This is a genomic window from Aquabacterium sp. (assembly GCF_049274795.1).
Classification (GTDB): Bacteria; Pseudomonadota; Gammaproteobacteria; order Burkholderiales; family Burkholderiaceae_C; genus Aquabacterium.
This window is the reverse complement of sequence record NZ_JBASTH010000065.1, coordinates 33,131-45,218: the sequence shown is the minus strand read 5'-3', so window position 1 is coordinate 45,218 and position 12,088 is coordinate 33,131. Positions and strand designations below refer to the sequence as shown.

Genomic DNA, 12,088 nt, shown 5'->3' with positions numbered 1-12,088 from the left:
GATGGCTCAAACGACGCCAGGCGGTGGAGCCGGCCATCGGGCACCTCAAGCACGACAACGCCATGGACCGGTGCTGGCTGCAAGGGGCAACCGGCGACGCGCTGCACGCGGTGCTGTGCGCGGCGGGCTACAACATCCGCTGGCTGCTGCGGGCCATCGTGCGTTTGGGGCTCAAAGGCCTTCTTGCGCCCCTGCTCGCGCTGCTGTGCATGCTCGGTGCAGCGTTCGCAACGGCCGCGGCGGCGGGGAAAACCGGGGGCAGATCGCCAACCCTGGCTCTTCGGTGAATTTTGCAGGGCCGACTATATATGGTGAACGAGCAAAGGTTGTGGTCGTTCAAGACAGTTCGTCCAATGCTCATTTCTTGCTGGTCGGCCGCCGACTGGACTAGAGCACATCCACAGCTTCACGGCACAAACCAATACCGCACCAAGTGAAAGAAGATCGGTGCTGAAAACGCCACCGAATCCAGCCGATCCAGCACACCTCCATGGCCCGGAATGCTGCTGCCCCAATCCTTGGCCCCCAGGGATCGCTTCACGGCAGACAGCACCAGCCCACCGAAGAACCCCGCCACCACAATCGCCAGCGACAGCAGGAAAGCCTGCACCGCGGTGAACGGTGTGAACGAGTGCAGCAGCGCGCCGACCAGGCTGGCTGACAAGCCACCACCCACCAGGCCTTCCACCGTCTTGTTCGGGCTAAGGATAGGTGCTACCTTCCGCCGCCCCATCAGCTTGCCGAACACGTACTGCATCACATCCGACAGCTGAACCACCAGCAGGAAGAACAGCAGCATGGCGGCCTGCATGCCCTGGTGATCGGGGATCTCCAGGAACAGCAGCGCGGGCGCATGGCTGATGCCGTAGACGCACACCATCACCGCCCACTGGATCTTGGCGTTTCGCTCCAGAAAGTGCTGAGTGTCTTGCGCGAAGGTGGACATGGCCGCCATGGCGAAGAACCCATAGACAGGAATCAGGATGGAGAACAGGCCGTACCACCCGATCGCCACCAGCGCATACTGAAACGGCACAGCCACGAAGAAGGCGGCGAACAGCACAACGCGATCCCCCTGCCGCGTGGGCGTGAGGGAAATGAACTCCCTCAAGGTCAGGAACGAAAGCACCCCGAACATCACGATGGTGACTTCCTTGCCCAAGGCCAGCACAGGCAGGGCTAGGCCGACCAACACCCACCAGGCATTGATGCGCTCATGCAGGTTCACCATCGTGGGTGTGCTGCCCACGCGCAGGCCAATGAGGCGGCTGATCAAGGTGGCCACAGTTAGAAAACTGACGATGCCCACCGCCAGTGTCGAGAACGGAGAAAGATCAAGAGCTTGCATGCGAACAAGGCCGTGTGCCGGCCATCTGGTTCAATGGATGGATTGAGATGGCGCAGCAGCAGCGACATGCGACGCCGCAAGCCGGCAGACCGAGGCATGCGCGCGTTGCAGGAAGGCTTCCTTGTGCTCATCGTCTACTCGATCGAGCACAGGGCCGAAGTGAACCTTGTTGATCAAGGGCACGGGCAGCAGCGTGCCCTTGGGCAGGATGCGGTGCAGGTTCTCAAGGTAGACGGGCGTGAGGCGCACATCCGGGAAGGCCTGCGCCAAGCGATGCAGGCCGCTCTTGAATGGCCCGGGGAGATCCACAGGGCTGCGCGTGCCCTCCGGGAAGAAGATGAGCGACCAGCCTTGCGCCAAAGCCTCGTGCACCGGTGCCAAGGGGTCCTGCCCTTCCTGCCGCACCCGATCGATGAAGACGACATTGAGCACGTGTTCAGCCACCCACTGGCGCGGCCGCGTGGCGCACCAGTAGTCACGCGCAGCCACGGGCCTGACCCTCAGGCGTGCACGCAGCGACAGCGCGCTCAACAACGTGAGGGTGTCAAGGTGGCTGGAGTGGTTGGCGAAGAACAAGCGCTGCGTCTGGCCAGCAGGGCGTTCACCGTTCGGGTAGGCACCGACAAGCACGCGCACGATGCCGCAAACCACTTCGCGCAGAACGATGAGGTGCCTTGGGCGGCGAATCATGATTGCGCCCCTTGTGCATCGAAGTGTCGGACGATGGTGCGCGTACGCGTTGCGCACGTGATGGCAGACCCCACCACAATCACCGCCAACGCCCCCTGCAGAACAACCGCGTACCAGCCTGGCTGCCACACAGCAGCCGCCTGCGCACCGATCAAGGCCACCGTGGCAAGCGCCATGCGATGCTGCTTGGCCATCGGCCCCTGGAAACTCTGCGGCTGGCCCAGGGCCCCGCCAAACACGCGCACGTAGGCTGTCAAGGCCGCCGTGAGCGCAGCGGCCCAACCCAGCCAATCAGCCCCGGCGGCATAACCCATGCTGACCAGGATGATGGTGTCTGCCAGCCGATCAGGAAACTCGTTGTACAGGGCACCGATCGGTGAGCCCTTGCCACCCTCGACAGCAACCAGGCCGTCAAGCACATTGGCCAGCAAACGCAGCTGAATGCCAAGCACTGCCAGGCTCACGCCCAGCCATCCACTGCTCAGAAGCAGACCGATGGGAACCAGCAGGCTGGCGACGACACTGAAGGCCGACACCATGTTGGGCGTGACGCGGGTGTTACAGAGAAGCCGCGCAGCGCTTCGAATCAAGCCATTGCCACGGCTGGATACAGGTCTTCTATCAGGCATGTCTGCTGGCCCCCTTTTGCGTTTTGTGATGGATCACCCTTCTTTCAAGGCCGAGGGGCTTTACGGGCAAGTATCGTGGACTCAGGCATTCAATAAAGCACCCTTGTTGGGGATATCCAATGATTTTCGATGGCGCCGTTGCGTCATCGGCACCAAGATCGGCAATAAAAGCCCACCAATTTTCAATGAAACATTTATAACTCATTGAATGTAAACATGTTTATACTAATACCGATCTTGGTTATGAGATCGGCAAATCATGTCCGAGCTGCCGCGAACTATCGACGTCTACGACCAGCCTCATCAGTTCGAACCACTGCTGCCCACCCGACAGTTGGACGAGCTGGGGCGCAGTGCGCGCCCGGTGATCGAAGCAGCCCATCGCCTACAGGCGGCTGCGCATCCGTCCACGCTGCAGGAACTGCGCGCCCTGGTGCGCGCCATGAACTCCTACTACTCAAACCGCATCGAAGGGCAAAGCACCCACCCCGTGCACATCGCCCGCGCTTTGCGGGCCGATTTTTCTGATCAGCCCGACATCGCCAGACGCCAACGCTTGGCCCTGGCCCATATCCAGGCAGAAGAGGCGCTGGAAACGTTGATCACCAGCGAGCCTCAGGCCTTGCACAGCCAGAGCCTGATCCTGGCGCACCAGACGCTGTATGAGCGACTGTCTGTCGAAGACCGACGCACGGATGAAGGCATGGCCGTCGTACCAGGCCAATTGCGCGCCCAAGACGTGATGGTGCATCGCCATCAGCCCCCTACCGCAGCCTCACTGCCGCGCTTCCTGGCCCGCGCCGATGCCTGCTACAGCAAACCCTGGGGGCTCGACCAGTTGCTGGTGGTGGCCGCCTGCTCGCATCACCGCCTGGCATGGATTCACCCCTTTCTTGATGGCAACGGCCGCGCCTGCCGTCTGTACACCCATGCCGTACTGCGCAGCCTTACGGGCGGGCTCTGGTCGGTCAACCGGGGCTTTGCGCGCCAGCGTGACGACTACTACCGCCACCTTTCCGAGGCCGACATGGCCCGCCAGGGTGATCTGGATGGCAGGGGCAACCTGAGTGAACGCATGCTGCTGGCTTGGTGTGGCTTCTTCATCGACATTTGCCGCGACCAGGTCGAGTTCATGACACGCATGCTCAACCCCGATGCGCTGAAGGATCACCTTGCTGCCTTGATCACCATCCGCTCACACCAGCGCGGCACCCCAGACTACCGGCCTGAAGCCATTCAGCCTCTGCAGCATGTGATCGCGCTCGGCCCTGTGACACGCGGTGAGTTCCTGCAGATGACAGGCCTGGCCGAGCGCACAGGCCGAAAGCTGCTGTCGCAGTTGCTGGCTGATGGCCTGCTGCAAAGTGACACGCCCAAAGGCCCGGTGAGGATCGGCTTTCCGCTGGACACCCTGGGGGTGCTGTTCCCGAATCTCTATGCGGAGGCTGCCAGCGCCCCCGTGAACTACTGAAACTGCTGCTCCGTATGAAGTTCTCCCAACGCGCCCAAGCCATCACCCCCTTCCTGGCCATGGAGTTCGGCAAGCACGCTGCCGCACTCGAAGCCGCCGGCCACCGCGTGATCCGCCTGAACCTGGGTGAGCCCGATTTCGGCGCCCCGCCCGCCGTGCGTGCCGAGCTGCAGCGCATCATGGCCGCCAACACGCCCCTGCCCTACACCGGCGCCCTGGGCCTGCCCGCGCTGCGAGAGGCCATCGCCGGCTTCTACCAGCGCGCGCATGGCGTGGCCATCAGCCCCGAGCGCGTGGTGGTCACAGCCGGCGCCTCGGCCGCGCTGCTGCTGCTCACCGCCGCGCTGGTGGACCCCGGTGACGAGGTGCTGGTGGGCGATCCCTCCTACCCCTGCAACCGGCAGTTCCTCAGCGGCTTCGGCGCGGATGTGCGCCTGGTGCCCACCGATGCCGGCGCGCGCTTCCAGCTCGATATGGCCGCTGTGCATCGCCACTGGAGCCCCCGCACGCGCGGCCTGATGATCGCCACGCCATCGAACCCCACGGGCACCTCGATGCCGCCCGCCGAGCTGGTCGCCATCTGCGACTGGGCCGAGGCGCACCAGGCCTGGCGCATCGTCGACGAGATCTACCTGAACCTGAGCGATGCAGATGCCGCCTCAGGCCAGGCCGCGCAGACCGTGTTGGCCAGTGACCCCGGCGCCTGCGTGATCAACAGCTTCTCCAAGTACTTCGGGATGACCGGCTGGCGCCTGGGCTGGGCCGTGGTGCCCGATGCCATGGTGCCGGTGATGGAGCGGCTGGCGCAGAACTACTACATCTGCGCGCCCACCCCGGCGCAGATGGCCGCGCTGGCCTGCTTCACGCCCGAATCCATCGCCGAATGCGAAGCACGGCGGCACGAGCTGGCCGAGCGGCGCGCGCTGGTGCTGAACGGGCTGGAAGCCATGGGCCTACCGGTACCGGTGCGACCGGATGGGGCCTTCTACGTCTACATCGACGTGAGCAACACGGGGATGGATGCGATGCGGTTCTGCCAGCGGGCACTGGATGAAGCGCATGTGGCGTTGACGCCGGGGCATGACTTTGGTGTGAGCGATGCTGGGCGGTATGTGCGCTTGTCCTATGCTGCCTCCAAGGAGGATCTGCAGGAGGGCATCGCGCAGCTCAAGAGATTCATAGACCAGCAGAAATAAGCTACAGACGCAGGTTCATGCCCCGCTGTCCGGCACCTGCAACCAAGCTGGAATATCTCGCTGGCTGTGCAGCACCCGCCAGACATCGATGTAATCCTGGCGCTCGACGTAAAACAGCAGGTACGGATAGCGGCTCAAAGGCCAGGTTCGCAACTCCGGCAATCCCAGTTCATGCTGATAACGTGGCGAACCTGTAGCCGGATGCCGCCCGATGTGGATATAGGCCTGCTCCAGGGCATCGATGAACCCAAGTGCCACCTGATCCGCAGACTGATTCAGGTAATAGGCTACCGCCTCGTCCACATCCTGGTGCGCCTGTTCACGCGGGATGACCTGTTTGGCTTTCACGCCTTGCTGCGGGGCTTGCCACCGCGGCGAACGCGATCACGCAAACCATCGAAGTAGTTTGCATCAGCCACAGGGCCTGGCGCAGAAGATGCACCGGCCAACAGCACGTTACGCAATTGCTGCCTGTCCTGGTCCTTGCGGATCAGCTCACGCACATACTCACTGCTTGTGCCGTACCCACGCTCGCTGACCTGCTCGTCCACAAAGGATTTCAGACTGTCCGGCAAGGAAATGTTCATCGTGCCCATGTGGACAGATTACGAGGTTTGGCAAAATTTGGCAAGATTGGGGCCGCAACCTTCGCATCCGCCATGACAAGACAAATTCGAGAAGCACTGCTCCTGGCCCTCCTGTCCATCCGCGACATGCTCGCCTCGGTCGGCCCCGTGCTGCTGTTGGCCCTGGGCCTGCTGGCAGCGGCCTACTGGTGGCTGGATCCGCAACCCCCGCGCACCGTCACGCTGGCCACCGGCCCGGCGGGCAGCGCCTACGCCGATTTCGGCCAGCGCTACGCCCAGGCCCTGGCGCGTGACGGCATCCGCGTGCAACTGCTCACCACCGATGGCCCGGCAGCCAACCTGCAGGCCCTGCGTGATGGCAAGGCCAACGTGGCCTTCGTGCGCGGCGGCAGCGCCGACATGAGCGACGATGCAGAGCACGGCGTGATGTCCCTGGGCGCGCTTTTCTATGAGCCGCTGTGGCTGTTCTACCGGCCTGCCGCGCTGGTCAGCAACAACACCAAGGGCAACACCACGCAGAAGCCCGCCACACCAGCAGACACCCGCCTGACCTCCCTGACCCAGTTGCGCGGCCTGCGCGTCAACCTGGACCAGCCCGGCAGCGGCGTGCCTGATCTGATGAGCCGCCTGCTGGAGGCCAACGGCATGATGTCCAACGAGGTCATCGTGAGCAGCATGGCCCCGCAAGCCGCCGCGCAGGCCTTGCAGGACGGCCAACTCGACGCCCTGGTGCTGATCACCGCGCCCGAATCGCCCGTGGTGCAAAGCCTGCTGCAACAGCCCGGCATCGCGCTGGCCGAGCTGCCTCAGGCCGATGCCTTGGCCCGGCGCTTTCCCTTCCTGCAGACGGTGACGCTGCCACGTGGCATGGTGCACCTGGCCCGTGATCTGCCGCCTGACGACATCCACCTGCTGGCCGCCACCACCGCCCTGCTCACGCACGAGGACACCCACCCCGCCCTGCGCCAGCTGTTCGCGCAGGCGGCCCAGCAGATCCACGGTGGATCGGGCTGGTTCAACGGCGCGCGGGATTTTCCGAACACGCGCACCAGCGAGCTGCCCGTGAGCCCCGAGGGCGACCGCGCCATCAACGGCACGCCGCCCTTCTACCAACGCTACCTGCCCTTCTGGGCCAGCAACCTGCTGGAACGCATGTGGCTGGTCATCGGCGGCCTGATCGTGCTGCTGCTGCCGCTGTCACGCGTGGTGCCGCCGCTGTACACCTACCGCGTGCGCCAGCGCGTGTTCCGCTGGTATGCGCGGCTGCGCGAGGTAGAGGCGCGCATGGAAGAAGGCGATGCCGATGCGACCGAACTGCTCAATGAACTCGACGAGCTGGACCGCGTGGCGAGCCAGATCACCGTGCCGCTGGCGCATGCGGAGGAGGTGTATGCGTTGCGGAGCAATATTGAGAAGACACGGAGGAGGTTGTTGGGGCGAAGTGATGCTTCTACGCTGACACGGCCCACCCTTCTCTGAATCATTCCCAGGGATTCAGCACCGCAAGCTCAATCCCTTTGAAATCAGCCACATTGCGCGTCACCAGCGTAAACCCATGCACCAGCGCCGTGGCCCCGATCAGCATGTCTCTCTCGGCCCCTGGATCTGGCACATGCAATCGTGCACAACGCAAGGCCACCGTCGTGTCCACCGGCAAGATGCGGTCAGTGAACGATGGCAGCACGTGGCCACTCATCCAAGACCGCAACTGCGCGCCTTGAACTGCATCCTTGCGTTCGATCAGCAGGATGCCCAGCTCAATCTCCAGCACGGTGATGGCCGACAGGTAGAGCGATGCAGGCGCCACACTGCGCGCCCATTCGATCACCTTCAGCGATGCCTTGCCCGACTTGGCCTTGCGCAGTTCGGAGACGACATTGGTATCCAGCAGGTACATGTCAGGCGCCGTTCACGTCAACTCAGACCGGCTGGCTTGGCGAGTGGGCCTTGAAGCTTGGGCACCTCGAACGCGATGTCGCCGCCCTCAGGCATGGCCAACATGTCCACGATGTCGGCCCCCTGTTGAGCAGCTAGTTGCTGGTACTGCTCGATGGTCAGCAACACGTGGGCCGGCCGACCACGATCCGTGATGAACACAGGGCCATGTTGCGCGGCCTTCTTGGCCTTGCTGGCATCCTGATTGAACTCGCGGCTTGAAAGAGTGGTGATGGTCACGGCCTACATCCCTTCAAAAGAGATGTAGGTACGTTATTACATTGCTACCAGAGCGTCAAGCGTCGATGTTCGTCGCCCGCAGCGCGTTGGTCTCGATGAAATCCCGACGAGGCTCCACCTCATCGCCCATCAACATCGTGAACACCCGATCCGCCTCGATCGCATCCTCGATCTGCACCTTCAACAGCCGGCGCACTTCAGGATCCATCGTGGTCTCCCACAGCTGCTCGGGGTTCATCTCGCCCAGCCCCTTGTAGCGCTGGCGGCCCACGGCGCCATCGGCCTGCTGCAACAGCCAGGCCATCGCGGCGCGGAAATCGCTCACCTTGATTTCCTTGGCCTTCTCGCCCTCGCCGCGGCGCACCACGGCGTCCGGCCCCAGCAAGCCCTTGAAGGTGATGCCCGCGCGGCTCAGCGCCTCGTAGTCGGCGCCATGCACGAAGTCGGCATTGATGATGCTGTACTTGGTGTTGCCGTGGAAGATGCGGCTGATGCGCAGGATGTGCTTGTCGGTGCGGGTGTCGAACTCGGCCGTCACCTCGGCGGTCTTAAGCGCGGCCTTCAGCGCCACGGCGCTGGCCTCGGCGGCTTCCAGGGTGTCCAGGTTCAGCGTCAGGCCGTTGGCAATCGCGCGCAGGGCCTCGATGTCCATCCAGTTGCCCAGGCGCTCCACCACGGCGTTGGCCGTCACGTAGGCGTTGGCCAGGTCCACCAAGGCATCGCCGGCAATCGCGGGCTTGCCTTCGCCTGAGCCTTCGGGCTCCACCACGGCGCCTTCCAGGGCCACCTTCATCAGATAGTCGTCCAGCGCGCGGGCGTCCTTCAGGTACTGCTCGTGCTTGCCCAGCTTCACCTTGTACAGCGGCGGCTGCGCGATGTAGATGTGGCCGCGTTCCACCAGCTCCGGCATCTGCCGGAAGAAGAAGGTCAGCAGCAGGGTGCGGATGTGGGCGCCGTCCACGTCAGCATCGGTCATGATGATGATGCGGTGGTAGCGCAGCTTGTCGGGGTTGAAGTCATCACCCCCCGCGCCGCGGCCGATGCCGGTGCCCAGTGCCGTGATCAGCGTGAGGATTTCATTGCTGGTCAGCAGCTTCTCGTAGCGGGCCTTCTCCACGTTCAGGATCTTGCCGCGCAGGGGCAGGATCGCCTGGAACTTGCGGTCGCGGCCCTGCTTGGCGGAGCCACCGGCGGAGTCACCCTCCACGATGTAGATTTCGCAGAGCGACGGGTCCTTCTCCTGGCAATCGGCCAGCTTGCCGGGCAGGCCCAGGCCGTCGAGCACGCCCTTGCGGCGCGTCATTTCTCTAGCCTTGCGGGCGGCTTCGCGGGCGCGGGCGGCCTCCACGATCTTGCCGCAGATGATCTTGGCGTCGATCGGGTTCTCAAGCAGCCAGTCGGTCAGCAGGCGGCTGACGATGTCTTCCACCGGCGCGCGCACTTCGCTGGACACCAGCTTGTCCTTGGTCTGACTGCTGAACTTGGGCTCGGGCACCTTCACGGACACCACGCAGGCCAGGCCTTCGCGCATGTCGTCACCGGCCACTTCGACCTTGGCCTTCTTGGCCAGCTCGTTGTCTTCGATGTACTTGTTGATCACGCGGGTCATGGCCGCGCGCAGGCCGGTCAGGTGGGTGCCACCATCCCGCTGGGGGATGTTGTTGGTGAAGCACAGCACCGACTCGTTGTAGCTCTCGTTCCACTGCATGGCCACCTCGACGCCGACGTTGGTGCCGTGGTCCGAGGTCTTGTCGCCTTGCGCGTGGAAGATGTTGGGGTTCAGGGTCGTCTTGCCCTTGTTGATGAACTCGACGAAGCCCTTCACGCCGCCGGCATAGGCGAAGTTGTCTTCCTTGTTGTTGCGCTCGTCGACCAGGCGGATCTTCACGCCGTTGTTCAGGAAGCTCAGCTCGCGCAGGCGCTTGCTCAGGATCTCGTAGTGGAAGTCGATGTTGGTGAAGATCTCTTCATCGGGCAGGAAGTGCACCTCGGTGCCGCGCTTGTCGGTGTCACCGGTGATGCGCATCGGGCTGATCTCGAAGCCGTCACGCTGCTCCAGCAGGCGATCCTGCGGCACGCCCTTGCGGAACTCGATGAAGTGCACCTTGCCTTCGCGGCGCACCGTCAGGCGCAGCCACTTGCTCAGTGCGTTCACGCAGGACACGCCCACGCCGTGCAGGCCGCCAGACACCTTGTAGCTGTTCTGGTTGAACTTGCCGCCGGCGTGCAGCTCGGTCAGGGCGATCTCGGCAGCCGAGCGCTTGGGCTCGTGCTTGTCGTCCATCTTCACGCCGGTGGGGATGCCCCGCCCGTTGTCCGTGACGCTGATGGAGTTGTCGGTGTGGATGGTGACGACGATGTCGTCGCAATGACCGGCCAGGGCTTCGTCGATGGAGTTGTCGACCACCTCGAAGACCAGGTGGTGCAGGCCGGTGCCGTCGGACGTGTCGCCGATGTACATGCCGGGGCGCTTGCGCACGGCCTCCAGGCCTTCCAGGATCTGGATGCTGCCTTCGCCGTAGCCCGTGTCGGGTACGGGGGGCTGCTGATCGGGGTTCTGGTCGTTCGCTGGGGTGTCGCTCATGTCGGGCCCGGAAAAGAAAGAGCCCCGAAGACGGTCTTCAGGGCTCTGACATTTTAGCCGTTTTAGAGGCTTTTCCCTCGGGTGAGGCCCCGAGGCCACGCGTTAGATGCGCATCGGCATCACCACGTACTTGAACCCTTCGAATTCCGGATTGGTGATCAGCGCCGAGCTGTTGGCGTCGTGCAGGGACACGGTGACCATGTCCTGGCTCATGTTGGCCAGCACGTCCATTAGGTAGCCCACGTTGAAGCCGATCTCGAAGCTGTCGCCGCCGTAGTCGATCTCGAGCTCTTCCTTGGCCTCTTCCTGCTCGGCGTTGCTCGAGGCAATGCCCAGAACGCCCGGTGCGAAGTTCATGCGCACGCCCTTGAACTTTTCGGACGTGAGAATGGCCGCACGCTGCAGGCTGGCCAGCAGGGTGGCACGGCCCAGGGTGATGTGGTTCTTGTGGTTCTTGGGGATGACGCGGTTGTAGTCGGGGAACTTGCCCTCGACCAGCTTGGTGACGAACTCCAGGCCACCGAAGGCGAACTTGGCCTGGTTGCCGGCAAAGCGCATCTCGATCTGGGCTTCTTCTCCCTCAGCGGCCTTGCCGTCGTCCTTGAGCAGGCGCTGCAACTCCAGCACCGTCTTGCGGGGCAGGATCACCTCCTGCTTGGGCATGTCAACGTCCAGGTTGGCCTGGGCCAGGGCCAGGCGGTGGCCGTCGGTGGCCACCAGGGTCAGGCTCTTGCCTTCGGCCACGAACAGGATGCCGTTGAGGTAGTAGCGGATGTCGTGCACGGCCATGGCGAAGTGCACCTGGCTGATCAGCAGCTTGAGCATCTTCTGCGGGATGCTGAAGGCCGGTCCGAAATCCACAGCTTCTTGCACCAGGGGGAAGTCTTCAGCCGGAAGGGTCTGCAGCGTGAACTTGCTCTTGCCAGCCTGCAGGGTCAGCTTGGTCTGGTTGGCCGTGAGAGACACGGTCTGGTCGCTGGGCAGGCTCTTGAGGACGTCACCCAGCTTCTTGGCGCCCACGGTGATGGCGTAGTCGCCCTCATCACCGCCGAGATCGGCGTTGGTGCGGATCTGGATCTCCAGATCGCTGGTCACCAGCTCGATCTGGGGGCCTTTCTTGCGGATCAGCACGTTCGCCAGGATAGGCAGGGTATGGCGACGTTCGACGATGCCGCTGACCGATTGCAGGGCCGAGAGAACTTTTTCTTGGGCTGCTTTCAACACAATCATTTCAGTCTTTCAAATTGGTCGTCGTAGTAGAAGGCCGCATGTTTCTGTGCACAACCGTATTTTGTCCTGATCCATCAAGGGTTTAGCGTCGGGACAAGCCTGTGGGCCACACAGGCCGCAGTTTTGGGGACAACAGACAACAACTTCGGGAAATAACGGCGGCCTGTGGACAAGCACC

The 12,088-nt window shown here is 63.3% G+C and carries 13 protein-coding genes and 1 pseudogene; 5 read left to right on the top strand and 9 right to left on the bottom strand.

The features are described from left to right. Positions 1-287: pseudogene (locus WAQ08_RS09700) on the top strand (hypothetical protein); the annotation flags it as partial. A gap of 119 nt (positions 288-406) precedes the next feature. On the opposite strand, the gene WAQ08_RS09695 reads toward WAQ08_RS09700, so the two are convergent. The 3 genes from WAQ08_RS09695 to WAQ08_RS09685 are packed head-to-tail and all read right to left on the bottom strand — an operon-like array spanning position 407 to position 2,577. Beyond that, positions 407-1,348 (bottom strand): phosphatidate cytidylyltransferase, encoded by a 942-nt coding sequence (locus WAQ08_RS09695; RefSeq protein ID WP_422191352.1) that lies wholly within the window; start codon positions 1,346-1,348, stop codon positions 407-409. Between the two features lie 30 nt (positions 1,349-1,378). Continuing rightward, complete coding sequence (locus tag WAQ08_RS09690) at positions 1,379-2,038, bottom strand: lysophospholipid acyltransferase family protein (RefSeq protein ID WP_422191350.1); 660 nt, start codon at positions 2,036-2,038, stop codon at positions 1,379-1,381. Next, positions 2,035-2,577, bottom strand: coding sequence for a CDP-alcohol phosphatidyltransferase family protein (locus tag WAQ08_RS09685; RefSeq protein WP_422191348.1), 543 nt, complete (start codon positions 2,575-2,577; stop codon positions 2,035-2,037). The genes WAQ08_RS09690 and WAQ08_RS09685 overlap by 4 nt, the downstream gene beginning before the upstream one ends. On the opposite strand from WAQ08_RS09685, the gene WAQ08_RS09680 reads away from it, so the two are divergent. The 3 genes from WAQ08_RS09680 to WAQ08_RS09670 are packed head-to-tail and all read left to right on the top strand — an operon-like array spanning position 2,576 to position 5,334. Then, on the top strand, positions 2,576-2,875 hold the full coding sequence (locus WAQ08_RS09680) for a hypothetical protein (RefSeq protein WP_422191346.1): 300 nt from the start codon (positions 2,576-2,578) through the stop codon (positions 2,873-2,875). The two genes, WAQ08_RS09685 and WAQ08_RS09680, sit on opposite strands and share 2 nt — an antisense overlap. 51 nt (positions 2,876-2,926) lie before the next feature. Beyond that, positions 2,927-4,138, top strand: coding sequence for a Fic family protein (locus WAQ08_RS09675; RefSeq protein WP_422191344.1), 1,212 nt, complete (start codon positions 2,927-2,929; stop codon positions 4,136-4,138). Positions 4,139-4,152: 14 nt separating this feature from the next. Then, on the top strand, positions 4,153-5,334 hold the full coding sequence (locus tag WAQ08_RS09670; protein WP_422191342.1) for an aminotransferase class I/II-fold pyridoxal phosphate-dependent enzyme: 1,182 nt from the start codon (positions 4,153-4,155) through the stop codon (positions 5,332-5,334). Positions 5,335-5,349: 15 nt separating this feature from the next. Here the strand turns inward: WAQ08_RS09670 and WAQ08_RS09665 are convergent, their stop codons facing one another. Then, positions 5,350-5,682 (bottom strand): type II toxin-antitoxin system RelE/ParE family toxin, encoded by a 333-nt coding sequence (locus WAQ08_RS09665; protein WP_422191340.1) that lies wholly within the window; start codon positions 5,680-5,682, stop codon positions 5,350-5,352. Continuing rightward, complete coding sequence (locus WAQ08_RS09660; protein ID WP_422191338.1) at positions 5,679-5,930, bottom strand: type II toxin-antitoxin system ParD family antitoxin; 252 nt, start codon at positions 5,928-5,930, stop codon at positions 5,679-5,681. The genes WAQ08_RS09665 and WAQ08_RS09660 overlap by 4 nt, the downstream gene beginning before the upstream one ends. 63 nt (positions 5,931-5,993) lie before the next feature. Between WAQ08_RS09660 and WAQ08_RS09655 the strand changes: the two genes are divergently transcribed. Next, positions 5,994-7,400 (top strand): TAXI family TRAP transporter solute-binding subunit, encoded by a 1,407-nt coding sequence (locus tag WAQ08_RS09655; protein ID WP_422191336.1) that lies wholly within the window; start codon positions 5,994-5,996, stop codon positions 7,398-7,400. A gap of 1 nt (position 7,401) precedes the next feature. Here the strand turns inward: WAQ08_RS09655 and WAQ08_RS09650 are convergent, their stop codons facing one another. The 4 genes from WAQ08_RS09650 to dnaN form a co-directional block, all read right to left on the bottom strand. Further along, the gene (locus tag WAQ08_RS09650) at positions 7,402-7,818 is read right to left on the bottom strand and encodes a type II toxin-antitoxin system VapC family toxin (RefSeq protein WP_422191334.1); all 417 of its coding nucleotides are present in this window, start codon (positions 7,816-7,818) and stop codon (positions 7,402-7,404) included. 17 nt (positions 7,819-7,835) lie between these two features. Further along, positions 7,836-8,096 (bottom strand): type II toxin-antitoxin system Phd/YefM family antitoxin, encoded by a 261-nt coding sequence (locus WAQ08_RS09645; protein WP_422191332.1) that lies wholly within the window; start codon positions 8,094-8,096, stop codon positions 7,836-7,838. Between the two features lie 55 nt (positions 8,097-8,151). Continuing rightward, positions 8,152-10,680, bottom strand: coding sequence for a DNA topoisomerase (ATP-hydrolyzing) subunit B (gyrB, locus tag WAQ08_RS09640; protein ID WP_422191330.1), 2,529 nt, complete (start codon positions 10,678-10,680; stop codon positions 8,152-8,154). A gap of 102 nt (positions 10,681-10,782) precedes the next feature. Then, positions 10,783-11,910 (bottom strand): DNA polymerase III subunit beta, encoded by a 1,128-nt coding sequence (dnaN, locus tag WAQ08_RS09635; protein WP_422191328.1) that lies wholly within the window; start codon positions 11,908-11,910, stop codon positions 10,783-10,785. Positions 11,911-12,088: the final 178 nt, after the last annotated feature.

Coding starts and splice junctions, on each gene's coding strand:
- WAQ08_RS09655 (WP_422191336.1), top strand. CDS start 5,994: ATGACAAGACAAATTCGAGAAGCACTGCTCCTGGCCCTCCTGTCCATC.
- dnaN (WP_422191328.1), bottom strand. CDS start 11,910: ATGATTGTGTTGAAAGCAGCCCAAGAAAAAGTTCTCTCGGCCCTGCAA.
- WAQ08_RS09695 (WP_422191352.1), bottom strand. CDS start 1,348: ATGCAAGCTCTTGATCTTTCTCCGTTCTCGACACTGGCGGTGGGCATC.
- WAQ08_RS09685 (WP_422191348.1), bottom strand. CDS start 2,577: ATGGTGTCGGCCTTCAGTGTCGTCGCCAGCCTGCTGGTTCCCATCGGT.
- WAQ08_RS09670 (WP_422191342.1), top strand. CDS start 4,153: ATGAAGTTCTCCCAACGCGCCCAAGCCATCACCCCCTTCCTGGCCATG.
- WAQ08_RS09660 (WP_422191338.1), bottom strand. CDS start 5,930: ATGGGCACGATGAACATTTCCTTGCCGGACAGTCTGAAATCCTTTGTG.
- gyrB (WP_422191330.1), bottom strand. CDS start 10,680: ATGAGCGACACCCCAGCGAACGACCAGAACCCCGATCAGCAGCCCCCC.
- WAQ08_RS09680 (WP_422191346.1), top strand. CDS start 2,576: ATGTTGGGCGTGACGCGGGTGTTACAGAGAAGCCGCGCAGCGCTTCGA.
- WAQ08_RS09675 (WP_422191344.1), top strand. CDS start 2,927: ATGTCCGAGCTGCCGCGAACTATCGACGTCTACGACCAGCCTCATCAG.
- WAQ08_RS09650 (WP_422191334.1), bottom strand. CDS start 7,818: ATGTACCTGCTGGATACCAATGTCGTCTCCGAACTGCGCAAGGCCAAG.
- WAQ08_RS09690 (WP_422191350.1), bottom strand. CDS start 2,038: ATGATTCGCCGCCCAAGGCACCTCATCGTTCTGCGCGAAGTGGTTTGC.